The sequence below is a fragment of the Streptomyces viridifaciens genome, from assembly GCF_001888885.2.
In the GTDB taxonomy this organism is placed as follows: Bacteria; Actinomycetota; Actinomycetes; order Streptomycetales; family Streptomycetaceae; genus Kitasatospora; species Kitasatospora aureofaciens.
Genome location: NZ_CP090841.1, coordinates 4,887,694 through 4,912,327 on the forward strand (window position 1 = coordinate 4,887,694; position 24,634 = coordinate 4,912,327).

The 24,634-nt window shown below is 74.7% G+C and carries 19 protein-coding genes; 14 read left to right on the forward strand and 5 right to left on the reverse strand.

The window, feature by feature from the left end; all coding sequences use genetic code 11:
• Positions 1-25 precede the first annotated feature (25 nt).
• From BOQ63_RS29025 to BOQ63_RS29040, 4 genes are all read left to right on the forward strand, one after another.
• Positions 26-1,330, forward strand: a complete 1,305-nt coding sequence (locus BOQ63_RS29025) for a M50 family metallopeptidase (RefSeq protein ID WP_030290406.1) — start codon at positions 26-28, stop codon at positions 1,328-1,330.
• 144 nt (positions 1,331-1,474) lie between these two features.
• On the forward strand, positions 1,475-2,635 hold the full coding sequence (gene ispG / locus BOQ63_RS29030; protein ID WP_030290407.1) for a flavodoxin-dependent (E)-4-hydroxy-3-methylbut-2-enyl-diphosphate synthase: 1,161 nt from the start codon (positions 1,475-1,477) through the stop codon (positions 2,633-2,635).
• 204 nt (positions 2,636-2,839) lie between these two features.
• On the forward strand, positions 2,840-3,715 hold the full coding sequence (locus BOQ63_RS29035; protein WP_046386227.1) for a GNAT family N-acetyltransferase: 876 nt from the start codon (positions 2,840-2,842) through the stop codon (positions 3,713-3,715).
• Between the two features lie 122 nt (positions 3,716-3,837).
• Complete coding sequence (locus BOQ63_RS29040) at positions 3,838-4,380, forward strand: GNAT family N-acetyltransferase (RefSeq protein ID WP_030290409.1); 543 nt, start codon at positions 3,838-3,840, stop codon at positions 4,378-4,380.
• A 59-nt stretch (positions 4,381-4,439) separates the two neighbouring features.
• Here BOQ63_RS29040 and BOQ63_RS29045 read toward each other — a convergent pair whose 3' ends face one another.
• Together BOQ63_RS29045 and BOQ63_RS29050 are read right to left on the reverse strand one after the other, a co-directional pair.
• Positions 4,440-5,363, reverse strand: a complete 924-nt coding sequence (locus tag BOQ63_RS29045; RefSeq protein WP_030290410.1) for an aminoglycoside phosphotransferase family protein — start codon at positions 5,361-5,363, stop codon at positions 4,440-4,442.
• Between the two features lie 145 nt (positions 5,364-5,508).
• Positions 5,509-6,498: a ferritin-like domain-containing protein gene (locus BOQ63_RS29050; protein ID WP_167395792.1), complete on the reverse strand. Its 990-nt coding sequence runs from the start codon at positions 6,496-6,498 to the stop codon at positions 5,509-5,511.
• Between the two features lie 291 nt (positions 6,499-6,789).
• Here BOQ63_RS29050 and rimP point away from each other — a divergent pair, with 291 nt between their 5' ends.
• From rimP to BOQ63_RS29100, 10 genes are all read left to right on the forward strand, one after another.
• The gene (rimP, locus tag BOQ63_RS29055; RefSeq protein WP_030289881.1) at positions 6,790-7,329 is read left to right on the forward strand and encodes a ribosome maturation factor RimP; all 540 of its coding nucleotides are present in this window, start codon (positions 6,790-6,792) and stop codon (positions 7,327-7,329) included.
• A 53-nt stretch (positions 7,330-7,382) separates the two neighbouring features.
• Positions 7,383-8,384 (forward strand): transcription termination factor NusA, encoded by a 1,002-nt coding sequence (gene nusA, locus BOQ63_RS29060; protein WP_030289883.1) that lies wholly within the window; start codon positions 7,383-7,385, stop codon positions 8,382-8,384.
• 128 nt (positions 8,385-8,512) lie between these two features.
• Positions 8,513-8,773 (forward strand): YlxR family protein, encoded by a 261-nt coding sequence (locus BOQ63_RS29065; protein WP_046387426.1) that lies wholly within the window; start codon positions 8,513-8,515, stop codon positions 8,771-8,773.
• Positions 8,774-8,986: 213 nt separating this feature from the next.
• Complete coding sequence (infB, locus tag BOQ63_RS29070; protein WP_030289886.1) at positions 8,987-12,121, forward strand: translation initiation factor IF-2; 3,135 nt, start codon at positions 8,987-8,989, stop codon at positions 12,119-12,121.
• Between the two features lie 168 nt (positions 12,122-12,289).
• Positions 12,290-12,586 carry a DUF503 domain-containing protein gene (locus BOQ63_RS29075; RefSeq protein WP_030289887.1) on the forward strand — a complete coding sequence of 99 codons (297 nt, stop codon included), beginning with the start codon at positions 12,290-12,292 and terminating at the stop codon, positions 12,584-12,586.
• 153 nt (positions 12,587-12,739) lie between these two features.
• Positions 12,740-13,180 (forward strand): 30S ribosome-binding factor RbfA, encoded by a 441-nt coding sequence (gene rbfA / locus BOQ63_RS29080; protein WP_030289888.1) that lies wholly within the window; start codon positions 12,740-12,742, stop codon positions 13,178-13,180.
• Between the two features lie 2 nt (positions 13,181-13,182).
• A complete protein-coding gene (locus BOQ63_RS29085; RefSeq protein WP_078939100.1) occupies positions 13,183-14,286 on the forward strand; it encodes a DHH family phosphoesterase in 1,104 nt (367 codons plus the stop codon).
• A 31-nt stretch (positions 14,287-14,317) separates the two neighbouring features.
• Positions 14,318-15,247 (forward strand): tRNA pseudouridine(55) synthase TruB, encoded by a 930-nt coding sequence (gene truB / locus BOQ63_RS29090; RefSeq protein ID WP_030557101.1) that lies wholly within the window; start codon positions 14,318-14,320, stop codon positions 15,245-15,247.
• Between the two features lie 248 nt (positions 15,248-15,495).
• Entirely contained in the window at positions 15,496-19,113 is a 3,618-nt protein-coding gene (locus BOQ63_RS29095) for a hypothetical protein (RefSeq protein ID WP_051835622.1), read from the forward strand.
• Positions 19,114-19,178: 65 nt separating this feature from the next.
• Positions 19,179-20,123 (forward strand): bifunctional riboflavin kinase/FAD synthetase, encoded by a 945-nt coding sequence (locus BOQ63_RS29100; RefSeq protein WP_030289892.1) that lies wholly within the window; start codon positions 19,179-19,181, stop codon positions 20,121-20,123.
• A gap of 87 nt (positions 20,124-20,210) precedes the next feature.
• On the opposite strand, the gene BOQ63_RS29105 is transcribed toward BOQ63_RS29100, so the two are convergent.
• From BOQ63_RS29105 to eccE, 3 genes are all read right to left on the reverse strand, one after another.
• A complete protein-coding gene (locus tag BOQ63_RS29105) occupies positions 20,211-22,403 on the reverse strand; it encodes a MinD/ParA family ATP-binding protein (protein WP_150476164.1) in 2,193 nt (730 codons plus the stop codon).
• Positions 22,404-22,533: 130 nt separating this feature from the next.
• A complete protein-coding gene (locus tag BOQ63_RS29110) occupies positions 22,534-23,301 on the reverse strand; it encodes a hypothetical protein (protein WP_030289894.1) in 768 nt (255 codons plus the stop codon).
• Positions 23,301-24,560 carry a type VII secretion protein EccE gene (gene eccE, locus BOQ63_RS29115; RefSeq protein WP_223886064.1) on the reverse strand — a complete coding sequence of 420 codons (1,260 nt, stop codon included), beginning with the start codon at positions 24,558-24,560 and terminating at the stop codon, positions 23,301-23,303. Before eccE ends, BOQ63_RS29110 begins: the two co-directional genes overlap by 1 nt.
• Positions 24,561-24,634: the final 74 nt, after the last annotated feature.

Sequence of the window (24,634 nt, forward strand, 5' to 3'; positions counted from 1 at the left end):
GGAGCGGCATGACGGAGGGCCAGCGGTGGCAACGGTTTTGACGGTGGTCGGCATCCTGGTCTTCGTGGTCGGGCTGCTCTTCTCGATCGCCTGGCACGAGCTCGGCCACCTCTCCACGGCCAAGCTGTTCGGCATCCGGGTGCCGCAGTACATGGTCGGCTTCGGCCCGACCATCTGGTCGCGCCGCAAGGGCGAGACCGAGTACGGCATCAAGGCGATCCCCTTCGGCGGGTACATCCGGATGATCGGGATGTTCCCGCCGGGTGAGGACGGCCGGATCACCAAGCGCAGCAGCTCGCCCTGGCGGACCATGATCGAGGACGCCCGGGAGGCCTCCTACGAGGAGCTGCAGGAGGGCGACGAGAACCGGCTGTTCTACACCCGCAAGCCCTGGAAGCGGGTCATCGTCATGTTCGCCGGGCCGTTCATGAACCTGGTCCTGGCGTTCGGGCTGTTCCTGACGGTCATGATGGGCTTCGGCGTCACCATGGCGGTGCCGACCATCGGCTCGGTCGCCCAGTGCGTCGTCAAGGCCGGCCAGCCCACCGACACCTGCCCCGCCGACGCGCCCAAGACCCCGGCCAACGAGGTGGGGCTGCGCCAGGGCGACAAGGTGCTCTCCTTCGACGGCGACCGGATCCGCGACTACGACCAGCTGCAGGCGGACATCCGCAGGAGCGCCGGCAAGCAGGTGGAGGTCGTGGTGGACCGCGACGGTCAGCGGCTCACCTTCAGGCCCACCATCGCCGTCAACGACGTGCAGAAGTACGACGGCAACGGCGTGCCGGTGAAGGGCCAGACCGTCCAGGCCGGGTTCCTCGGGTTCACCCCCAGGAGCGAAACCGTCCAGCTCGGCCTCGGGCAGTCGATCGACCGGATGTACGACATGGCCGAGAACGGGGTGAAGTCGCTGGCGGCCCTGCCCGGCAAGATCCCCGGCCTGTGGAACGCCGTCGTGGGCAACGCCCCGCGTGATCCGGACTCCCCGATCGGGATGGTCGGCGCCGCCCGGGTCAGTGGCGAGGTGTTCTCGCTCCACGAGTCGGCCGCCCAGCGGGTCGCGATCTTCGTGAACCTGCTGGCCGGCATCAACCTGTCGCTCTTCCTCTTCAACATGCTGCCGCTGCTGCCGCTGGACGGCGGCCACATCGCCGGCGCCGTGTGGGAGTCGGTCCGGCGCCGGTTCGCACGGCTGTTCCGGCGGCCCGACCCGGGCCCCTTCGACGTCGCCAGGCTGATGCCGGTGGCATACGTCGTGGCCAGCATCTTCATCGGATTCACCCTGCTGGTGATGGTGGCCGACCTGGTGAACCCGGTGAAGGTCGGTTAGGGCGTCCGGGTACGGCGGGTGTGCTGGGCGCCCGGGCCGTGCCGTACCGTGGAGGCCGGGTGCGCGATCGTCCGCGTGCCCGGCCCCGGTCGTCCCAACGGCCGGGCGGTCGACCACACCTCAACCCCGGGGAACCCTGCGCACATGACCGCGATCTCGCTCGGTATTCCGTCCCTGCCGCTCAAGCCGCTGGCCAAGCGCCGCTACTCCCGGCAGATCATGGTCGGCAACGTGCCGGTCGGCGGCGACGCCCCCGTCTCGGTGCAGTCGATGACCACCACGGTCACCTCGGACATCAACGCCACGCTGCAGCAGATCGCCCAGCTCACCGCGTCCGGCTGCCAGATCGTCCGGGTCGCCGTCCCCTCCCAGGACGACGCCGACGCGCTGCCGATCATCGCCAAGAAGTCGCAGATCCCGGTCATCGCCGACATCCACTTCCAGCCGAAGTACGTCTTCGCCGCGATCGACGCCGGCTGTGCGGCCGTGCGCGTCAACCCGGGCAACATCAAGGCGTTCGACGACAAGGTCGGCGAGATCGCCAAGGCCGCCAAGGACGCCGGGGTGCCGATCCGGATCGGCGTCAACGCCGGCTCGCTCGACAAGCGACTGCTGGAGAAGTACGGCAAGGCCACCCCGGAGGCGCTGGTCGAGTCCGCGCTGTGGGAGTGCTCGCTGTTCGAGGAGCACGACTTCCGCGACATCAAGATCTCGGTCAAGCACAACGACCCGGTCGTGATGATCCAGGCCTACCGCCAGCTCGCCGCCGCCTGCGACTACCCGCTGCACCTGGGCGTCACCGAGGCCGGGCCGGCCTTCCAGGGCACCATCAAGTCCGCGGTCGCCTTCGGCGCGCTGCTCGCCGAGGGCATCGGCGACACCATCCGGGTCTCGCTCTCGGCCCCGCCGGCCGAGGAGATCAAGGTCGGCAACCAGATCCTGGAGTCCCTCGGGCTGCGCCAGCGCGGGCTGGAGATCGTCTCCTGCCCGTCCTGCGGCCGCGCCCAGGTCGACGTCTACAAGCTCGCGGAGGAGGTCACCGCCGGGCTGGAGGGCATGGAGGTGCCGCTGCGGGTCGCCGTCATGGGCTGCGTCGTGAACGGGCCGGGCGAGGCGCGCGAGGCCGACCTCGGGGTCGCCTCCGGCAACGGCAAGGGACAGATCTTCGTCAAGGGCCAGGTGATCAAGACCGTTCCCGAGTCGAAGATCGTCGAGACCCTGATCGAGGAGGCGCTCAAGCTCGCCGAGCAGATGCAGGAGGAGGGCGTCGAGGCCGGTTCGCCGACCGTCGTCGCTGCGGAGTGACCGCGATGTGACCGCGATGTGACCGCGGGGCGGTCACGTCACGGGGGCCGCGGAGCGGTCCGAACGCAACTGCAGCGAAGTTTTCCGGAAGCGGGGCCGTCCGTTCGCGGACGGCCCCGCAGCCGTAGCCGGGTGGGGCCACGGAGTAGGGTGCGGCCAGAGTCGTCTCAGTGAGGTGCTGTCTCGATGATCGATCGAGGTGTGATGCTCCCCAGCTCCTTCCAGGCCGCCCGGGCGCTGGCCACCACCCGCGTGCTGGAGCCGCCCGACCTCGCGGACGCCCTGGCGATCCTCCACCGCGACCCGGTCGCCAACGCCTTCGTCGCCACCCGGGTCGAGGCCGTCGGGCTGGACCCGTGGCGGCTCGGCGGGGAGATGTGGGGCTGGTACGACGGGAACGGCGTGCTCGACGCCCTGTGCTACGCCGGGGCGAACCTCGTCCTGGTCGACGCCGGACCGCAGGCCGTCGCGGCCTTCGCCGAGCGGGCCCGGCGGCAGGGCCGGCGCTGCTCCTCCATCGTCGGACCGGCCGGCTCGACCGCCGCCTTCTGGGCACTGCTGGAACGCAGTTGGGGGCCCGCGCGTGAAGTCCGGGGCCACCAGCCGCTGTTGGCCACCTCCTCGCCGTCCGCGGAGATCGCGCCCGACCCGCTGGTGCGGCGGGTGCGGCGCGACGAGGTGGAGGCGCTGATGCCCGCCTGCGTGGCGATGTTCACCGAGGAGGTGGGGGTGTCCCCGCTGGCCGGTGACGGCGGACTGCTCTACCAGGCCCGGGTGGCCGAACTCGTCACCACCGGACGGTCGTTCGCGCGGTTCGCCGAGGACGGCCAGGTCGTGTTCAAGGCCGAGATCGGCGCCGTGACCGAGGGGGCCTGCCAGATCCAGGGGGTCTGGGTGGCACCCGAGTACCGGGGGCAGGGGCTCTCCGAGACCGGGATGGCCGCAGTGCTGGACGTCGCGCTGCGGGAGGTGGCGCCGGTGGTCTCGCTGTACGTCAACGACTTCAACCTGCGGGCGCGGGCGGCTTATCGGCGGGTGGGGTTCCGGGAGGTCGGGGCGTTCATGAGTGTGCTCTTCTGAGGCGCTCTTCCGCCGGGGTGGCGGCGAGGGTGCTGTTGTGGCGCGGTTCGCGGGGGCTTCGCCCGTCGTTGGGTTCCGATCTTCGGCCGCGCCACCGGGCGGCTGGTAGTAACGTCCGGAGCATGGAGCAGCTGACCGGGGTGACGATCGGGGCCATCGACCTTGCGGCCTGGGCGCCGCAGGCGTTGGAGGTCCAGGCGGTGGCGTTCGGCCTCACCCCCGAGGAGGTCGCGGTACGGCTGCACATCGTCGGACGGCACGCCCAGCAGCCCGGGGTGATCGCGTTCGGGGCGATGAGCGGGGGGCGGCTGGTCGGCTTCGGGTACGGGATGCCCAACCAGCGGGAGCACTGGTGGAGCACGGTCATCGAGCCGTACCTGAGCGCCCGGGGGCACGCGGACTGGCTGGACGACGTGTTCGCGGTCACCGAACTGCACGTGCTGCCGGAGTTCCAGGGGCAGGGGGTGGGCTCGCGGCTGATCCGACTGCTGTGCGAGGGGTCGGGGCTGGAGCGCAGCATCCTGTCGGCGATCGACGCGGAGACGCCGGCCCGGCGGCTCTACCGGTCGCTGGGGTACCGGGACCTGGCCCGGGCGGTGCGGTTCCCGGCGACGGACCGGCTGTACGCGGTGATGGGGGCGCGGTTGCCGCTGCGCGGGGCGTAGCGGGCGCCGTTCAGGCGGTCCGCACCGGTGATCGGTCGGCGTTGGCCGGTCGGTGCTCTTCAGACGTGGCCGGCGAATTCGAGGTGCAGTTCGGCGTCCTCGCGCCGGCCCGTGGCCAGGTCGCGCAGGGCGAGGTCCACGGCGCGGAAGAGGGTCCAGCCGCGCAGCCGGTCCCGGTCGACGTCGAGGGCCTCGGCGAGTTGGTGGAGCCGTCGGCGGACGGCGGCGGGGGCACCGGGGGAGCCGAGCAGGGTGTCCGCGCGGTCCAGGACGAGCCGGGCCAGGTCGTAGGCGCGCTCGCCGGTCAGCGGGCGGGGGTCGATCGCCAGCCAGGGGGCGCGGTCGGCGGCGAGGACGTTGCCGTGGTGGAAGTCGCCGTGCAGCAGGAAGGTCTCGGTGGCGGAGCCGGTCAGGTCCTCGGCGGTGGCCAGGGCCTCGTCGAGCAGGGGCAGCGCGACGGCCGCGGCGGAATCGGCGCGGTGCTCGGCGACCCGGGCGGCGGTGTCCGCGGCCCGGTCGGCGAGGGTGGGCAGGGCGCTCCCGGTGGGCGGCTCCACCCAGAGGCGGTGCAGCAGGCTGGTGGCCTCCAGCATGGCCTTGGGCTCGGCGAGCGAGCGCAGCGGGATCTCGCCGTGCAGGCGCTCCAGCAGCAGGACGCCCTCGGCGGGGTCGGCGGCCAGGAGGAGGACGGCTCCCCGTCCGGCCCAGTGGGTGAGCGCGGTGTGCTCGTGGGCGGTCTCGGGGGTGACCAGGCCGGTCTTGAGGACCGCGGGGGAGAGGTCGTCGCGGTGGACGTACGCCACGAGGCTGAGGCTGCCGCCCGGGTCCAGGGTGCGTTCGAGGGTGAGGCCCCAGCGGGTCAGGTGGGTGGCGACCCTGGCGGGGAGGGTGGCCAGCCACTGGCGGCCCTCTTCGCCGTGGCCGGCGGTGACGCTGTTCGTCAGCCAGGTGGGGACGGTGATGTGTGGTGCTGCTCCCGACATGCCGGCCTTCCGGTTGTTGCTCCCCCGTGGGTTGTGCCGTGTCCATTGTCGGGGATGTGGGGGTTTGGTGGTGGGTGGTGGGCCTTCGGGAGGGTGGGTGACCCGGGGGTGGGCGCGCGGGGCGTTGCCCGCGCGCCCAGGAGGGTCAGCTCGGGGTGACCGTGGGGGCGGGGTCGGGGAGGCCGGGGAAGGGGGTGGTGGGGGCGCCCCAGTGCTGGGCCCGGAGTGTGCAGTCACGGAGGGCGGTGGCGGCGGTTCGGCGGTGGGGGGTGGGGAGGTCGGCCACGAGGTCGGCGTAGACGGTGGTCAGGCGGGTTTCCAGGTGGGCCGCGAGCTTGGTGGCGGTGGGGGCGTCGGTGACGGGGAAGGGGAGCTGGTAGCCGCCGGCGGCGGGGGTGGGGGTGGTGCCGAGGGTGGTGAGGAGGCGCTGCCAGGCGTCGCGTTGGGCTTGGTGGGCGGCGTAGTAGGTGCGGGCGTCGGCGCATTGTTGGTCGTCGGGGAGGTGGGCGCCGACGACGCCGTAGCCGTAGACGGCGGCGTGTTCGGCGCTCAGGGCCTGTTGGAGGGCGGGCAGTGCGGTTCCGGGGGAGGTGGCCGAGGGGGCGGTGGCGGAGGGGGAGGGGATCGGCGTGGTGGCGGGGTCGGGCTGGTCGGGCGGGGCGCCGAGGGTGGTGGCGTGGAGCGCGTTGGCGGCGGCGATCGAGGCCAGGAGGCGGGCGAGGGGTGGCCGGGCGGCGTCGAGGTCGGCCAGGTGGGACTGGGCGGTCTGGCGTTCCAGGGTGGCCAGGGCTGCAGAGGTGGTGGGGGTGGGGGTGGTGCTCGGGGCCGTGGTGGGGGCGCCGGGAGTCGGGGTGCCGGAGCCGGCCGGTATGCCCTGGGCGAGGGCGGCGCGGTGCTGGGCGGTCTCGGCGCGGAGGGGTTGGAGGAGGGCGGTCCGGGCGCCGGGGGTGCCGAGGAGGGCGTCGTAGGCCGACAGCAGGGTGTCGGTGGCGGCGACGGCGCGCAGTCGGACGGGGGCGTCCGGGTCGGGGGCGGGGGCCTTGGTGGCGGCGTCCGTCCCGTCGGTGCCGGTGCAGGCGGTGGTGAGGGTGATCAGTCCGAGGGCCAGGAAGGTCCGTCGGCTGGGCGGCTGCATCGGGGTCACTCCGGAGCGGGTAGGGAGGACGGCCTCCCCTTGTCCGTCCTCGGTGGCCCGATCTTCGCAGAATCCCCACGATTGCGGGGGGCCGGTGCGGCGGGTGGGCCGGTGTGAGCTTGCTCGCAGTGGGTGGCGTCCGGCTGGTCCGGGGAGGTCCGGAATCGGTGGTTCGTGGCTTCACCGGCTAGGCTTTGGGCCGAGCTGCCGTGACCCGGTGTGCGCCGGACGGGCGCGGAGGGCGCGGGGCGACCCCTGACAACAGCAGACGCGGCCGAGGAGTCCACCCGGATGAGCACCACCCACACCGACCGGCTGCGCGCGTTGCTGGAGCCGCTGGCCGCCCAGGCCGGACTGGACCTGGAGGACGTCAAGGTCACCAGGGCGGGCAACCGCCGGCAGGTGCAGATCGACGTCGACACCGACGGCGGCGTGGACATGGACACCATCGCCGAGTTCAGCCGGGTGGTCGGCGAGGCCCTGGACGCCTCGGACGTGATGGGGGACGAGCCGTACCTGCTGGAGGTCGGCTCGCCGGGTGCGGAGCGTCCGCTGGTGCTGCCCCGGCACTGGCAGCGCGCGGAGGGCCGGCTGGCCAAGATCCACCTGGTCGACGGCGGGGAGATCGTCGCCCGGGTGCTGGAGGCGGACGAGGACGGCGCGCTGGTCGAGGTGCAGCCGGTGAAGGGGCGCGGCCGTCCGAAGGAGCGCCGTCTGGAGTACGCCGAGGTGGCTCGGGCACGGGTCCAGGTCGAGTTCAACCGCAAGGACGACGAGCAGCTCCTGGACGAGGCCGCCGACTTCGACGAGGGGGACGACGGCGCCGAATGAGCCGGCCGCCGTACGACCATCATGAACGTGACGAAAGACGAGGAGGCGTAGCCGTGGACATCGACATGAGTGCCCTGCGCACGCTGGTCAACGAGAAGAACATCCCCTTCGACCTGCTGGTCGAGTCCATCGAGTCCGCCCTCCTCACCGCGTACCACCGCACCGAGGGCTCGCGCCGCCGCGCCCGGGTGCACCTGGACCGCAAGAGCGGGCACGTCACCGTGTGGGCCACCGAGGACCCGGCGGAGCTGGACGAGGGCGTCGAGCCGAAGGAGTTCGACGACACCCCGAGCGGTTTCGGCCGGATCGCGTCCAGCATCGGCATCCAGGTGATGATGCAGCGCCTGCGCGACGCCGCCGACGACCAGACCTTCGGCGAGTACGCGGGCAAGGAGGGCGACATCGTCACCGGTGTCGTCCAGCAGGGCAACGACCCGAAGAACGTGCTGGTCGACATCGGCAAGCTGGAGGCCATCCTGCCGCCGCAGGAGCAGGTCCCGGGCGAGGACTACCGGCACGGCACCCGGCTGAAGTGCTACGTCGTGGCGGTGCGCCGGGGTGTCCGCGGGCCGTCGGTGACGTTGTCGCGCACCCACCCGAGCCTGGTGAAGAAGCTGTTCGCGCTGGAGGTCCCGGAGATCGCGGACGGCAGCGTGGAGATCGCCGCGATCGCCCGTGAGGCCGGTCACCGCACCAAGATCGCGGTCTGGTCGCGCCGGGCCGGGCTGAACGCCAAGGGCGCCTGCATCGGTCCGATGGGCTCCCGGGTGCGCGCCGTGATGGGCGAGCTGCACGGCGAGAAGATCGACATCGTCGACTGGTCCGAGGACCCGCGCGAGATGGTCGCCGCGGCGCTGTCCCCCGCCCGGGTGACCAGCGTGGAGATCGTGGACGCCGCCCAGCGCTCCGCGCGGGTGATCGTGCCGGACTACCAGCTGTCCCTGGCGATCGGCAAGGAGGGGCAGAACGCCCGTCTGGCCGCACGTCTCACCGGGTGGCGGATCGACATCCGGCCGGACACCGAGGGGCAGGCCCAGGAATCGTCGGTGCAGTAGTCAGTGTTGTTCCTGGCGGTCCCCGCCGGTCCTCCGGGATCAACGGGGCGGCGCCATGTCGCTTCGGAGGGGTAGACTTGCCTTCGTCTGGCCGGACGCACGTCCGAGCACGCCCGGAACGCACCTGCGTGGGCTGCCGCAAGCGAGCGGCCAAGCACGAGCTGTTGCGTGTCACGGCGGTCGAGGGCGTCTGCGTCCCCGATCCCCGTGGCGCACTGCCGGGCCGGGGCGCTCACCTGCACCTCGACCTGGCCTGCCTCGACCTCGCGGTCCGCCGTCGGGCGTTCCCCCGGGCCTTCCGGCTCCAGGGGGCGCTCGACACGGAGCGGCTCCGCGGGTTCATCGAGGAGCGGGTCGGCGGAGCCCCTTCGGCGGACCGCCTCCCGTGACGGCCGCCGCTCACCGCGGCGGAGAGAACCACCGCAACAAGCACAGCGCTCGGGCAGCCGCGCGCCGTGCACCAGTCAGGTACCTCGCGATGTGGAAGTAGGTCGAGATTGCGATGAGCACTCGATGAGTACGCGATGAGTACGCGATGGGTACGCCCATGAAGTAGCGACAGTCCGGCGGACGAGACCCCCGGACTCATAGACAGGAGTGAAGTGGCTAAGGTCCGGGTTTACGAACTCGCCAAGGAGCTTGGCTTGGAGAGCAAGGCCGTCATGGCCAAGCTGACCGAGCTCGGTGAGTTCGTCCGTTCGGCGTCCTCGACGATCGAGGCGCCGGTCGTGCGCAAGCTGACTGACGCGCTTGGTGTGGCCCCCACCGGTGGTGGCGCTGCCAAGCCGGGCCCGCGGAAGACCGCGGCGCCCCAGCCCGCGGCAGGTGCCGCGGGTGCACCCAAGCCGGGTGCACCGACCCCGGGTCCGCGCCCTGGCGCGACCCCTGGTCCCCGTCCGACCCCTGCGGCCGCGGCTCCCGCCGCTCCGGCCGCGCCCGCGGCTCCGGCCGCCCCCGCCGCCCCGCGTACGGGTGCGCCGACCCCGGGCCCCCGCCCGGCCGCGCGTCCCGCCACCCCGGCGGCTCCGGCTGCTCCCGCGGCCGAGTTCTCCTCGCCGGCTCCGGCCGGTGACGCCCCGCGTCCGGCCGCCCAGGCCCCGCGCCCGGCCGGCCAGGCCGGTGGCGGTGCCCGTCCGGGCCCGCGTCCGGCCGGCCCGCGTCCGGGCAACAACCCGTTCACCTCGGGCAGCGCGACCGGCATGGCCCGCCCCGGCGACCGCCGTCCGGGCGCGCCGGGTGCCCGTCCGGGTGCTCCGGGCGCGCAGGGCGGCGACCGTCCGCGTCCCGGTGGCGACCGTCCGCGTCCGGCCGGTGCCCAGGGTGCCGGTGCGCCGCGTCCCGGTGGCGACCGTCCGCGTCCGGCCGGTGCCCAGGGTGCCGGTGCCCCCCGTCCGGGCGGCGACCGTCCGCGTCCGGGTGGCGCGCCGGGTGCCGGTGCTCCGCGTCCCGGTGGCGCCCCGCGTCCCGACGGCATGCCGCGTCCGGCCGCGCCGCGTCCCGGCGGGCCGACCCCGTCCGGCATGCCGCGTCCGAACCCGGGCATGATGCCGCAGCGTCCGGCCGGCCCGCGTCCGGGCCCGGGTGGCCGCGGTCCGGGTGGCCCCGGCGGTCGTCCGGGTGGTCCGGGTGCCGGCGGTGCCCGTCCCGGCTTCCAGGGTCGTCCGGCCGGTCCGGGCTCGCGTCCGGCCGGTGGCGGCGGCTTCGGCGGTCCGCGTCCCGGTGGCGGTGCCCCGGGTGGCGGCGGCGGCTTCGGCCCCCGTCCCGGTGGCTTCGGCGGTCGTCCCGGTGGCCCGGGTGCCCGTGGTGGCACGCAGGGCGCCTTCGGTCGTGGCCCGGGCGGTCGCCCGGCGCGCGGTCGCAAGTCGAAGCGGGCGAAGCGCCAGGAGTACGAGGCCATGCAGGCCCCGTCCGTCGGCGGTGTGATGCTGCCCCGCGGCAACGGCCAGACCGTTCGCCTGTCGAGCGGCGCCTCGCTGATGGACTTCGCGGAGAAGATCAACGCCAACCCGGCCGCGCTCGTCTCCGTCATGTTCAACCTCGGTGAGATGGTCACCGCGACCCAGTCGGTCTCCGACGCGACCCTCGAGCTGCTGGCCGGCGAGATGGGCTTCCAGCTGGAGATCGTCAGCCGGGACGACGAGGACCGCGAGCTGCTGGAGTCGTTCGACATCGACTTCGGTGCCGACGAGGGCGACGAGGACCAGCTGGCCCCGCGCCCGCCGGTCGTCACCGTCATGGGTCACGTCGACCACGGTAAGACCCGCCTGCTGGACGCGATCCGCAAGTCCAACGTGGTGGCCGGCGAGGCCGGTGGCATCACCCAGCACATCGGTGCCTACCAGGTGGCGACGATCGTGAACGGCGAAGAGCGCCCGATCACCTTCCTCGACACCCCGGGTCACGAGGCGTTCTCCGCCATGCGTGCCCGTGGTGCCAAGTCCACCGACATCGCGATCCTGGTGGTCGCGGCCAACGACGGTGTCATGCCGCAGACGGTCGAGGCGCTGAACCACGCCAAGGCCGCGGGTGTGCCGATCGTGGTCGCCGTCAACAAGATCGACGTCGAGGGCGCCGACCCGACCAAGGTCCGCGGCCAGCTGACCGAGTTCGGCCTGGTGGCCGAGGAGTACGGCGGCGACACCATGTTCGTCGACATCTCCGCGCGCCAGGGTCTGAACATCGACCAGCTGCTGGAGGCCGTGGTCCTGACCGCGGACGCCTCGCTCGACCTGCGGGCCAACCCCGACCAGGACGCGCAGGGTATTGCGATCGAAGCCCACCTGGACAAGGGCCGCGGCGCCATGGCGACCGTCCTGGTCCAGCGCGGTACCCTCCGCGTCGGTGACTCGATCGTCGTGGGCGACGCCTACGGCCGCGTCCGCGCCATGCTGGACGAGAACGGCAACAACCTCAGCGAGGCCGGCCCGTCCCGTCCGGTGCTGCTGCTCGGTCTGACCTCGGTGCCCCGCGCCGGCGACAGCTTCATCGTCGTCGACGAGGACCGCACCGCCCGCCAGATCGCCGAGAAGCGCTCGGCCCGCGACCGCAACGCCGCCTTCGCGCAGCGTCGGGTCCGGGTGTCCCTGGAGGACCTGGACAAGGCCATCGCCGCCGGCTCCATCGAGCAGCTCAACCTCATCATCAAGGGTGACGTCTCCGGTTCGGTCGAGGCCCTCGAGGACGCCCTCGTCAAGCTGGACGTGGGCGAGGAGGTCGAGCTCCGGGTCCTGCACCGCGGTGTGGGTGCCATCACCGAGTCCGACGTGGACCTGGCGATGGGCTCGGACGCCATCATCATCGGCTTCAACGTGCGCGCCGAAGGCCGTGCGCGCGCCGCGGCCGAGAAGGAAGGCGTGGACGTCCGGTACTACTCGGTCATCTACCAGGCGATCGAGGAGATCGAGAACGCCCTCAAGGGCATGCTCAAGCCGGAGTACGAGGAGGTGCGCCTCGGCGCCGCGGAGATCCGCGAGGTCTTCCGCTCCTCCAAGTTCGGCAACATCGCCGGTGTCCTGGTCCGCGACGGCATCATCCGCCGCAACGCCAAGGCCCGCCTGCTGCGCGACGGCAAGGTCGTGGCGGAGAACCTCTCGATCGAGGGTCTGCGCCGCTTCAAGGACGACGCGACCGAGGTCCGCGAGGGCTTCGAGGCCGGTGTCACCCTGGGGTCGTTCAACGACATCAAGGTCGAGGACATCATCGAGACCTACGAGATGCGCGAGAAGCCGCGCGCCTAGTCGGTGTCAACCGGGGCCGGTCGACGGGTGGTATTTCCGTCGACCGGCCCCGGTCTCGCTGTGTAGGGTCCGGGGTGTTCGGAAGTCAGCTTCCGACGGTCCCGGCGCGGGCCCGGTCCGGGCCCGCGCCTCCCCCGAGGCCTTCCAGGTCGGCGAGACCTGTCACACATGTTCGTGGGAACACTCACCTTCGACCTGCTGCTGGGCGACGTCCACTCGCTCAAGGAGAAGCGTTCGATCGTGCGGCCCATCGTGGCCGAACTGCAGCGCAAGTACAGCGTGTGCGCTGCCGAGACCGGGAACCAGGACCTGCACCGCAGGGCCGAGATCGGCCTGGCGGTGGTCTCCGGCGAAGCCGGGTACGTCACCGAGGTCCTGGACAGCTGTGAGCGGTTGGTCGCCGGCCGCCCCGAGGTGCAGCTCCTCTCCGCGAGGAGGCGCTACCACAACGACGACGACGAATGAGGACCGTGGAGCCGGCCGGCGGAAGTCGCCGTTCTCACACGGATCAGGACCGAGAGCGCCCGCAAGGCCGGGCGCGGGCCGGTACTTTGGGGCATGGGCCCCGACGGGTGCGCAGCTCGCCCGGGTACCGGGCCCACTGCACGAGGAGGCAACGTGACCGACACCGCTAGGGCGCGCAAGCTCGCCGACCGCATCCAGGTGGTCGTCGCCCAGACCCTGGAGCGGCGGATCAAGGACCCGCGACTGGGGTTCGTGACCATCACCGACACCCGGGTGACCGGCGACCTCCGCGAGGCCACCGTCTTCTACACCGTCTTCGGCGACGAGACCGACCGCGAGGCCACCGCGGCCGCGCTGGAGAGCGCCAAGGGCGTGATCCGCTCCGAGGTCGGCAAGATCGGGGTGCGCTTCACCCCGACGCTGACCTTCGTCGCGGACGCCCTGCCGGAGAACGCCCGGAACATCGACGACCTGCTCGACCGGGCGAAGGCCATCGACGCGGCGGTGCGCACCACCGCCGCGGGCGCGACCTACGCCGGCGACGCGGACCCGTACCGGGTGCCGGCGTCCGAGCGTGACGACGAGGACGAGTAGTCATGGCGGGTGAGTCGGCGCAGGCCGCCTCGCGAGCCGGATCGACCACGGGGGCGCCCTCCACCAGCACGGTGGAGGGTGCCCTCGCGGCGCTCCCCGGGCCGCGCACCGAGGAGAGCGGCTTCGAGCTGGTCTGGCAGCAGGTGGTGGCGGAGATCGGGCGGGCCCGTTCGATCGACCTGATCTGCCACATCTGCCCGGACGGCGACGCGCTGGGCTCCTCCCTGGCGGCCGCCCTGGCGCTGCGCGCGCTGGGCAAGCAGGTGCGGGTCTCCTTCGGCGACGACCCGCAGGTCGTGCCCGAGTCGCTGGCCTTCCTGCCCGGCCAGGAGCTGATCGTGCCCGCCGCCGAGGTGCCGGACGTGCCGGAGCTGGTGCTCTGCTTTGACGTCGCCGCGCAGAGCAGGCTGGGCCTGCTGCACGACAAGGCCTTCGCCGCGCCCGTCCTGGTGGTGTTCGACCACCACGCCTCCAACCCGGGCTTCGGCACCCACCAGCTGATCGACCCGTCCGCGCCGGCCACCGCCGTGCTGGTGGACGAACTGCTGCGCCGGCTCGGCGTCGAACTCGACCAGTCCCTGGCCACCTGCCTGTACACCGGGGTCGCCACCGACACCGGCTCCTTCAAGTACCGGGCCACCACGCCCGCGACCCACGAACTCGCCGGGCGGCTGCTGGCCACCGGCATCCGGCACGACCTGATCTCCCGGCAGCTGTGGGACACCTCCTCCTTCGGCTACCTCAAGGTGCTCGCGGCCGCGCTGGACCGGGCCGTCTACGAGCCGGACGCGGCCGACGGGCTGGGCCTGGTGTGGACCTGGGTGCCGTACCAGGACCTGGCGCTGTTCAGCGTCACCGTCGAGGAGATCGAGGGGCTGATCGACATCCTGCGCCGGCCGGCCGAGGCCGAGGTGGCGTTGGTGCTCAAGCAGGACCCGGACGGCACCCTGCGCGGCTCCTCCCGCTCCAAGGGCGCGGTCGACGTGGCCGCCGCCTGCGCCGAACTGGGCGGCGGCGGTCACGTCTTCGCGGCCGGGTTCAGCGCCCGGGAGGACGTCGGCGCGGTGGTGGAGCGGTTCCGGGGTGCGCTGCGGCCGGTACGTTGAGGGCTCCTGCACGTCTTAGAGAAAGAACTCGATGAAGCGCAAAGGCACCGGCCCGGACGGCCTGGTGATCGTCGACAAGCCCGAGGGCATCACCTCCCACGGGGTCGTCGCCAAGATGCGGTGGCTGGCCGGCACCAGGAAGGTCGGGCACGCCGGCACGCTGGACCCGATGGCCACCGGTGTGCTGGTGATCGGCGTCGAGCGGGCCACCCGGCTGCTCGGCCACCTGATGCTGACCGCCAAGACCTACGAGGCGACCGTCCGGCTCGGCCAGACCACCGTCACCGACGACCGCGAGGGCGAGGTCACCGCCTCGACCCCGGCGCAGGGCGTCACCCGGGAGGCGATCGACGCCGGGATCGCCGCGCTCACCGGCGAGATCATGCAGGTGCCGTCCAAGGTCAGCGCGATCAAGATCGACGGCAAGCGGTCGTACGCGCGGGTGCGCGAGGGCGAGGACTTCGAGCTCGCGGCCCGGCCGACCACGATCCACTCCTTCACCGTGCACGAGCAGCGCGCGGCGGTCGCCGGGGACGGCACGCCGGTGATCGACCTCGACGTCACCGTCGAGTGCTCCTCCGGCACCTACATCCGGGCGCTGGCCCGCGACCTGGGCGCCGGGCTGGGCGTCGGCGGGCACCTGACGGCGCTGCGCCGCACCAAGGTCGGGCCGTACGGGGTGGAGTCGGCGCGCACCCTGGAGCAGCTGGAGGCCGCCGTCACCGGCGAGCCCGCCGCGCCGCTGGAGGTGCTGCCGATCGCGCAGGCCGCGGCGGCCGCCTTCCCGCGCTGGGACCTGGACGAGGACTCGGCGCAGAAGCTGTCCCACGGCGCCCGGCTGAAGGCGCCCGGGCTGGGCGTGGACGGGCCGATCGCGGTGTTCGGGCCGGACGGGCGCTTCCTCGCGCTGGTCGAGGAGAAGGGCGGCCAGGCGAAGCCGGTCGCGGTGTTCGTCGGCTGAGCCGGTCGTCTCCGGCCGAGCCGGTCGTCGGCTGAGCCGGTCGTTCGTGTGTGAACCCCCGTCGGGAATCCCGGCGGGGGTTCACCTTTGCGGGCCGTTCACCCGAACGGAGGGCGTCACCCGCCCGGGGGAGCGCACGAGGTGAACGACCGTGGTGAGCGGCGCGGGAGCGGTGGGGGCGCCGCCCCGGCGGGCAGGCTCCCGGCGGCGAGCGGGCGACAGGCCCGAGCGAGGTCGAGGGGGCGTTCATGGGGTTTGCGGAGGGCGATCCGGGGCGGTACCTGCTGCGGATCCGCGACCTCAACGGGCGGCTGCACGGCTTAGGGTTCGTCGCCGACCCGCAGGGCGGGGTGCTCACCGCGCACGAGGCCGTGGCGGGCCTGGACCGGGTGGTGCTGCACACCCCCGGCGGGCAGACCCGGGTGCTCGGCCCGGACGCGGTGCTGCCGCTGCCCGAGCACGGGCTCGCCCTGCTGCGCACCGACGCGGTCGGCGGGCTGCCGGTGCCGCCGCTGCCGGTGGCCGCGGTGGCCGCGGTGGGCGCCGGGCAGGAGGTGCTGCTGCCCGCGCTCACCGGGGACGACGGCCCGGCGGTCGTGCTGCGCTGCGGGCTGCTTGGCGTCGGCGGCGCGGCGTACGGCGGGCACCCGCCGGCCGGGGTGCTGGTGCTGGACGTGCCGGCGGTGGGCGGGGTCGTGGTGCCGGCCGGCTCTCCGGTGCTGGACGCCCGCAGCGGCGCGGTGGTGGCGCTGGCCGCGCCCGCCCTGCGCGGCGGGGGGTTGACGGCGGTCCCGGCCGGGGGTGGGGCACTGTCGGCCGTTACCGCCGGGGGCGGGGCAGTGGTCGCGGAGGCGCTGGCAGGGCTGCTGGCGCGCAACGCGGCGGCGGTGCCCGGGTACGGGCCCGCGCTGAACCTGGCCGGGGTGCTGCGGCTGTCCGCCTCCCAGCTGGCCGCCGCCGGTGCCGGGCCGGACCGGGTGGCCGGGCTGGCCGCCGACCGGGTCGACCGGCCGGACGGGCCCACCAGCGACGAGCCGGAGGCGACCGTCACCGTCCTGGTCGGCGCCCCCGGCAGCGGGCGCTCCACCGAACTGGCCGCGCTCGCCGTCCGCCGCTCCGGCGGCACCCGGCCGCTGCCCACCCTGTGGCTGCGCGGCGACGACCTGCGCGCCGAGGACCGTTCGCTCGCCGAACCGGTGGAACGGGCGCTGGCCGCCGCCGCGGCCGAACTGGGCGTACCGGCGCCCGCGCCGGAACCGGTGGCGGCGCTGTGCGCGGCGGCCGGACGGTCGCTGCTGGTGATCCTGGACGGCCCCGAGGAGGCCCCGGCCGACCTGGACCCGCGCTGGCTGCGCGGCGCCGGGCAGTGGCTGACCGGCTGCGGGGCACGGTTGCTGACGGCCTGCGGCGAGGAGGTCTGGGAGCGCCTGGCGGCCGAGCCGTGGGGCAGCGGCCCGCCCGGCGTCCCCCGTCCGGGGGAACCGGGACCGGACGGCGACCTGGCCAGCGCCCCCACCGTACGGATGGACGGCGCGGGCCCGGGCGCGCCGACCCTGGCGGGGCAGCGCCTCGGCCCGCTGCCCGCCGAGGCGGCCGAGCGGGTGCGCCGCCGCTACGGGCTGCCGCCGGGCCGCCCCGGTGCCGCCGAGGACGCCCGGCACCCGCTGGCCGTCCGGCTGGCCGGGGAACTGTGGGCCGAGGGCGTGCACGACGATCCGGCGGGGCGCGGTGAGCTCTTCGGCGCCCATCTGGATCTTCGCTGCCTGCGGGTGGCCCAGCGGCTCGCCGAGGACGGCCGACCGCGGCGACCCGGGGCGCACCGCCGGGGCGCCGCCCGGGCCGCCGGACCGCGCCAGCGGCGGGTGCGCCGGCTCGCGGCGGCGGTGGCCGGGCGGGTGCACGAGGCGGCCCGGCGGATGCTCGGCGAGGAGCCGGGCGCGCTGGGCCGGGAGGCCTTCGAGGAACTCTTCCCGGTCGACGGCGGCTGGGCCACGGCCGTGCTCGCCGAGGGGCTGTTCGTCCCCGCCGGGCCCGGATTCCGCTTCGCCCACGGGGAGTTCGCCGACTGGCTGCAGGGGTGGCACCTGGACCTGGAGGCGGCGCTGCGGATGCTCCTCGGCGAGGCGGAGGACACCCTGCCCGGGCCGGAGGGCTCCGGCCCGGCCGTCCCCCGGCACCGGATCGGTCCGGTCGCCGCCGCGCTGCGCAGGGTCGCCGAGACCTGGGGCGCGCCCGCCCTGGACCCGTGGCTGCACCGGATCTGGCGCGCGCTGGACCTGCGCCCGCCGGGCAGCGAACCCGCCTGGTGGGCGGCCCGGTTGCTCACCGCCGGGCTCGCCGCCAGCCCCGACCCCGTCGAACACCGGGCGCTGCTCGACCAGTTGGCCCGCCGGATCGCCGAGCGGGCCGCCGACGCGGGTGGCGGGCGGGCGCTCGACGGGCGGGCGCTCGACGGGCCGGTCCGCTTCGGCCCGGAGTTCTGGGCCGGCCTCGGCCTGCCCGTGGAGGCCGAACTCCCCCTGCTGCGCCGCCTGGTGGCCGCCGACGGCCCCGAGCAGCGCTTCCTCGGCGCGGTCGCCGAACGGCTGCGCGCCGACCCCGTCGCGGTGTTCCCGCTGCTCTGCGCCTGGTTCGACGACCCGGGCGGACTGCCCGGCCGCCCCGGGGTCGGGGTCGCCGACATCGCCCAGGACCTGCTGTACGCCCACCGGCGGCTGGCCCTGGACGAGTTGGCCGACGCGCTGGCCGCCGCCGCGCACCCGAGGGCCGACGCGCTGCTCAGCGTGCTCGCCGCCGAGGAGCCGTCCGCGCTCTGCCGCGCGGTGGACCGCTGGAGCCACGACCGGCGGCCCGAACGGCACGTCGCGGCTGCCGTGCACGCGCTGCGGACGGCCCCCCACGCCGCCGGGGCCGGGGCCGAACTGCTGCGCTTCAGCGCGCTCACCCTGCTCGCCCGCGAGGACGAACCGGGCCTGCACGGCGCCGCCCTGGCCCTGCTGGTCGGCGACCCGGCGACCCGGTCCGGGTACCTGGACGCCGCGCTCGCGCTGCACCGGGCGGGCGGCGACGCCTTCCTCACCCCGTACGCGCTGGCTCCGGCCCTGGAGAGCGACCCGGAGCCCGTCCTCGCCGCGCTCGCCGACCGGCTGGTGGCCCCCGGCACGGCCCCGGCCGAGACCCTGCGGGTGCTCGCCGACGCCCGCGCCCCGGTCGCCGTCCGCAGGGGCGCCGAACTGGCCGCCCGGCTGCTGCGCGAGCAGCCGGAGCTGGCCGGGCCAATCGCCGTCGACTACCTCGGCCGGCGCCTGCGGCAGGCCGCGATCGACGGGCCGACCACCCGGCTGGAACTGCGGGTGCTGCTCGGAGCCGCGCTGGCCGCCCGGACGACGGCGGTCCGCCGGCCGTTCGCCGAGGTGCTGTCGGCCCCGGTGGCCGACCCGGCGGCGGACGCGCTGCGCTGCGAACTGCTGGACGCGCTGCTCGCCGCCGAGACCGACCGGGCGGTGCTCACCGCCGCCGTGGAACGCCTCGCCGAGCACTGCGCGGCCGAGAACCCGGCCCGGGCCCGCGCCGTGCTGGCCCGCGCCACCCCGGGCCTGGCCGACGCGGACGACCTGCTGGTGCGCTGCGCCGGGCGCTCCGCGGCCTTCGCCCAACTGCTCGCCCAGTGGCCGGGTGACGCCGCCCCGACCGCGCCCGACGGCCCCCGGCTGGCCCGGATGCGGGCCCTGGTGGCGGCCGGACGTGACCCGCAGTACGCCGCCGCCGAGGCCGAGCGGACCACCCCGGCGCCGGCCCCGCGCGCACCGGTGCGCTCAACCCCCATTCCGGTGCCTGAGCCGGGGCAGGCGCATGGCACGCTATAGGGGTTCGGGTTTTGAGCGTTTGAGCGTGCCGAGGGTACGCACCGTACGGAACGAGGAGCAGTCGGGTGCAGCGCTGGCGTGGCCTGGAGGAGATCCCCGCTGACTGGGGACGCAGCGTCGTCACCATCGGCTCGTTCGACGGGGTGCACCGCGGGCACCAGTTGATCATCGGGCAGGCGGTCGAGCGGGCCCGCGAACTCGGCCTGCCCTCGGTCGTGGTGACCTTCGACCCGCACCCGCGCGAGGTGATCCGCCCCGGCAGCCACCCGCCGCTGCTCGCGCCGCACCCGCGCCGGGCCGAGCTGATCGCCGAACTCGGCGTGGACGCGGTGCTGGTGCTGCCGTTCACCACCGAGTTCTCCAACGAGTCCCCGGAGACCTTCGTCCAGCAGGTGCTGGTGGACGCGCTGCGCGCCCGGGTCGTCATCGAGGGCCCCAACTTCCGCTTCGGGCACAAGGCGGCCGGGGACGTCGCGCTGCTCACCGAGCTGGGCCGGGCGGACGACTTCCAGGTCGAGGTGGTGGACCTGCAGGTGTGCGGCACCGCCGGGGACGGCGAGCCGTTCTCCTCCAGCCTGACCCGCCGCCTGGTCGAGTCCGGGGACATGGCCGGCGCCAACGAGGTGCTCGGCCGGCCGCACCGGGTCGAGGGTGTGGTGGTGCGGGGCGCGCAGCGCGGCCGCGAGCTCGGCTATCCGACCGCCAACGTGGAGACCGTGCCGCACAGCGCCGTCCCGGCCGACGGCGTGTACGCGGGCTGGCTGACCGCCCGGGGCGAGCGGATGCCGGCGGCGATCTCGGTCGGCACCAACCCGACCTTCGACGGCACGGCCCGCACCGTCGAGGCGTACGCCATCGACCGGGTCGGCCTGGACCTGTACGGGCTGCACGTGGCCGTGGACTTCCTGGCCTACCTGCGCGGGATGGAGAAGTTCGACTCCATCGAGGCGCTGCTCGACCGGATGGCCGACGACGTCAAGCGCGCGCGTGAGCTGACCGACGCCGACTGACGGCCGACGCCGGCTTCCGGCGCCGGTTTCCGTCCGGCACTGCGGCAGCGGGCCCGCCGACTCCTGGTCGGCGGGCCCTTCGTCGTCCTACTGCTGGGGCGGCTGCTGCTGCGGCGGGTAACCGTAGCCCGGCGGCTGCTGCTGGGGCGGGTAGCCGTACCCGGGCGGCGGCGGGGGCTGGGGAGCCTGCTGCTGCGGGTCGGCGTAGGGCTGGGGCCAGCCGTAGCCGGGCGGGGGCGCGGGCTGGCCGGGCTGCGCCCCCCACGGCGCGCCGGGCGCGGGCTGGGCGGCGGCCTGCTGCGGGTCGGCGTACGGCTGGGGCTGGCCCTGCTGGTAGCCGGCCTGTGCCTGATGCTGCCAGCCGGCCTGCTGGGCGGCGGCCTGCTGGGCCCGGACGATGTCCTCGCCGACCAGGGTGGCCAGCTCGAAGTACGCCTCGCGGACCTTGGGCCGCATCATGTCGAGGTTGACCTCGGCACCGGCCGCCAGGCTCTCGTCGAAGGGCACCACGACGACGCCGCGGCAGCGGGTCTGGAAGTGCGCGACAATGTCCTCGACCTTGATCATCTTGCTGGTCTCGCGCACCCCGGAGACCACCGTGATGCTGCGCTGCACCAGGTCGGCGTAGCCGTGCGCGGAGAGCCAGTCCAGGGTCGTCGAGGCGCTGGAGGCACCGTCCACGCTGGGGGTGGAGACGATGATCAGCTGGTCGGCGAGGTCCAGCACCCCGCGCATCGCGCTGTACAGCAGACCGGTGCCGGAGTCGGTCAGGATGATCGGGTACTGGCGGCCCAGCACCTCGATGACCTGGCGGTAGTCCGAGTCGTTGAAGGTGGTCGAGACGGCCGGGTCGACGTCGTTCGCCAGGATCTCCAGGCCCGAGTTCAGGTCCTGCGAGGTGAACTGACGGATGTCCATGTAGCTGCGCAGGTGCGGGATCGCCGTCACCAGGTCGCGGATGGTCGCGCCGGTCTGGCGCTTGACCCGGCGGCCCAGGGTGCCTGCGTCCGGGTTGGCGTCGATCGCGATCACCTTGTCCTGGCGCTCGCTGGCCAGGGTCGCGCCGAGCGCCGTGGTGGTCGTGGTCTTCCCGACCCCGCCCTTGAGGCTGATCACCGCGATCCGGTAGCAGCTCAGCACCGGCGTGCGGATGATCTCCAGCTTGCGGGCCTTCTCGGCCGCCGCGGCCTTGCCGCCGAACTGGAACCGCGGCTGCTGGCGCTGCTGCTTGGGCTGGCTGCGCAGCAGCCGGTCCGAGGACAGCTCGACGGCGGCCGTGTAGCCGAGCGGGGCGCCGTGCGCGGTCTGCTGCGGCGCGGCGGCCTGCTGGAACGCGGCGGGCGGCGGCGTGGCGGCGCCCTGCGGCGGCCAGGGCTGCGCGGGGCCCGGCGGCTGCGGCTGGGCCGGCTGCACGGGCTGGCCGGGCTGCACGGGCTGGGGCGCGGCCGGCGGCTGGTAGGCGCCGGGCTGCGGCCAGCCCCCCTGGCGCGGGTCGACCGGGCCGGACTGCGGCTGGACGGGCTGCGCGGGGTGCTGCTGGCCGGGCTGTGCGGGCTGGCCCGGCTGCGACTGGGCGGCCCACGCGGCCTGCGGATCCCACCCGGGCTGCGGATCGTGCGGCGCCCGCGGACCCGGCGCCTGCGGACCCGGCGCCGGCTGACCGGGCACCGGCTGGGCCGGCGGCTGCGCGAAGTTCTGCGGCGGTACGGGCTGCGCCGGCTGCGGCACCGGAGCGGGCGCCGGTGCCGGTGCGGGCGCCGGGTAGGGCTGCGGCTGGGCCGGGGCCTCCGCCGCGGGCGGCCAGGCCGCAGCAGCGGGAGCGTGCGGCTGCTCCGGCGTCACGGCCGGCGTCGGCGCCGGTGTCGGCGCCGGTGTCGGAACCGCGGCCGGGAACGGCACGTGCTGCGCCTCGGCCTGGACGGGCGGGACCGGCGGAACCGCTGTGGGTGCCGCCGCGCCGGACTCGGCCGCCGGAGCCGGAGCGGGGACCTGGGTCGGGGGCTGCGCGGGAGCCGGCGCAGGCGGCTGTGCCCCGGGCGCGGGCGCCTGTTCGCCCGCCGGAGCGGAAGCGGCCGCCGGAGCGGCAACGGGAGCCGGAGCCGGAGCAGGCCCGTCCCCGGGAACCGCCGACTCGGCCGCCGGAGCCTGCCCGGCCGCGGGCGCCGCCGGAGCCGACTGCACGTACCAGGACGGGGGAGTGTAATCGGGCGCGTCGGACCAGTCGTCGTCGTCCTCCGCCGCGTTGTCGCCGACGTAGACGCCGTCCCGATCGCTGCTCACTAGGGCTCCCTCGTGTTCGCCGCCGCTTGTTCAGCGGTGCCGTTGCCGCAACAAAGACTAGGCCGTTCGGCTGCCCCTGTTGAAGGCGGCTTCGGTTCCGGACCGGGATCGACCGGCCCGGAAGCGCCCGTCAGTCCATCCGGCGCGGGCCTCCGAGCACCTGCTGTTCGGCCTGCCCGGCCACCGCCCGGACGTACTGACGCCGCATCCGGGTGGCCCACAGGGTGAGGTCGTCGCCGAGGGTGGGCAGCGCGGCCACGTCCTCCGACGGCAGGGACAGCACCCGGCCGGTCAGCTCCGCCTCCTGCGGGGAGATCCGCTGCACGCCGACCAGATCGGCCGCGTTGAGCACCCGGGAGGCGTTCGGCCCCAGGTAGGGCAGCAGGGTCAGGGTGGTCTGCCAGGGCGCGGCGGAGAGCCGGCTGCGCGGCGGGCGGGCGCCGAGGTCGCGCACCACCAGGACGGGCGAGGCCACCGAGGCGCCCTGCGGGCCGAGCCGCCCGACCTGGTGGATCGTCACGCACGGCTGGCCGCCGCCCGCGGCCTGCGCCATCGGGCCCCAGAGCTGCGCGCGGGCGGTCTCCACCGCGACGCGGGCGCCGATCGCGGCCGCCCGCAGCGCGATGACCTGCGCCGTCCAGATGCCGCCGACCAGCACCAGGTCGTAGGAGCTGGGGCGGAACAGGCCGAGCACCGCGGGCAGGCCCTGCGGGTCGACGCCGATCACCACGCCGTCGTCGCCGACCGGGAAGGCCAGTGCGGCGAGGTCGGCGGCCTCCAGCACGTGCTTCTCCCGGCGCGGTCCGCGCAGCCCGAAGCCGGGCAGGATCCGCGGCCTGGTCCGCCGCTGCTCGGTACCGGGCTGCGGGCCGGGGGCCGGATAGGTCTGGTACGCCATCAGGAAGCTCCTCCCAGCGGCAGGGTGGCGAGCATGCCGGGGGCCTGTTCGAGGTCGAGCCGGACCAGCCCGAGGCCGGTGCTCTGCGCCCGGGCCTCCACCTGGCGGCCGACCTGGCCGACCTCGCTCTCGCTGCGCCCGGTCACCCGCAGGTGCCCGCTGACGGTCACCGAGCCGCCGGTGCCGTGCCCGGCGGTGAGGCTGAAGGTGCTGGCCAGTGCGGGGGAGCCGGTGATCAGGTTGACCAGGTCCGGTGCGCCGATCCGGCCGGGTGCGCCGCCGGGGCGGCTGAGCTGCGGCCAGCGGGAGATCCAGTAGGTGCTGTGCCAGCGGTCGTCGATCCGCCAGAAGCGGTTGCCCTCCTGGGTGCGGCGGGTGGTGCCGCCGCCGCTGCCGGTGCCCTGGCGCCCGGCCACCGCGATCGGGTTGGCGCAGGTGGCGATGGCCAGGGCGGCGATCAGTTCGCGCTCGTCCAGCACGGTGGCGTTGAACCCGGCGCTGTTGAGCCGCCCGGCCAGCTGGTCGGTGACCCGCTGGAGCGCCTTGCGGGCGCCCTCCTCGCCGCCGCCGCGGGCCCGGACGGCGGTGGCCGCGCGTTCCGGGTCGAGTTTGAGGGCGACCCAGGTGAGCCGCAGTCCGGGGGTCGAGGTGCCGTCCGGCAGTTCGCGGTAGGCGCGGGCGGCCAGCGACTGCTCGGGCAGGTGCGGGGCCGGGGCGGGCTGGGTGTGCTGGACCAGCTGCACCGACTCCAGGGTGATGTCGTCCACGGTGAGCGCCGAGCAGATGACGTCCAGCGGCAGCGGCAGCGCGGTGCGCACCGGGCGCAGTGGCTGGTCCTTGGCCTGGACGAGCAGCACCGAGCTGAGGAAGGTGCCGTCGCCGACCATGCCGGTCTCCCGGCGGACCGGGCGGCCGCCGAAGTCGGCCTCGGTGGCGTGGGTGCAGGTGCGCAGCCCGGGTTCGAGCTCCAGTGCGGGCGCCAGGGCCGGGTCGGTGCCGGGCGGCGGCAGCAGCGACTTCGCCTGCCTGCGGCGGGACTTGAGGGCCGAGCGCACCTGCAGCAGCTCCGGGATGGTGCGGCCACGCAGCGGGACGAGCGCCAGCACCAGCAGGACCAGCGAGACCGCGCCGAAGCCGGCCGCGACCGGGCGGCTGATCGTCCAGCCGACCGCGACCAGGGCGACCGCGACCTCGACCAGGACGAGCTGCTGGAGCTTCAACCGGCCGCCGAGCAGCCCGGGTCGGGGGTTGACGCGCACCTGGACGGCGCCGCCTGCGCCGCCCGTCGTGGGCGGGCGGACGGCCGCGGACTCGGCGGGCGGGCCGCCGCGTC

Bases quoted from the DNA above. Each gene is read 5' to 3' on its own strand.
- truB (WP_030557101.1), top strand. From the start codon at position 14,318: ATGAAGCGCAAAGGCACCGGCCCGGACGGCCTGGTGATCGTCGACAAG.
- BOQ63_RS29095 (WP_051835622.1), top strand. From the start codon at position 15,496: ATGGGGTTTGCGGAGGGCGATCCGGGGCGGTACCTGCTGCGGATCCGC.
- BOQ63_RS29110 (WP_030289894.1), bottom strand. From the start codon at position 23,301: ATGGCGTACCAGACCTATCCGGCCCCCGGCCCGCAGCCCGGTACCGAG.
- BOQ63_RS29035 (WP_046386227.1), top strand. From the start codon at position 2,840: ATGCTCCCCAGCTCCTTCCAGGCCGCCCGGGCGCTGGCCACCACCCGC.
- BOQ63_RS29050 (WP_167395792.1), bottom strand. From the start codon at position 6,498: ATGCAGCCGCCCAGCCGACGGACCTTCCTGGCCCTCGGACTGATCACC.
- BOQ63_RS29045 (WP_030290410.1), bottom strand. From the start codon at position 5,363: ATGTCGGGAGCAGCACCACACATCACCGTCCCCACCTGGCTGACGAAC.
- BOQ63_RS29075 (WP_030289887.1), top strand. From the start codon at position 12,290: ATGTTCGTGGGAACACTCACCTTCGACCTGCTGCTGGGCGACGTCCAC.
- ispG (WP_030290407.1), top strand. From the start codon at position 1,475: ATGACCGCGATCTCGCTCGGTATTCCGTCCCTGCCGCTCAAGCCGCTG.
- rimP (WP_030289881.1), top strand. From the start codon at position 6,790: ATGAGCACCACCCACACCGACCGGCTGCGCGCGTTGCTGGAGCCGCTG.
- BOQ63_RS29040 (WP_030290409.1), top strand. From the start codon at position 3,838: ATGGAGCAGCTGACCGGGGTGACGATCGGGGCCATCGACCTTGCGGCC.
- BOQ63_RS29085 (WP_078939100.1), top strand. From the start codon at position 13,183: ATGGCGGGTGAGTCGGCGCAGGCCGCCTCGCGAGCCGGATCGACCACG.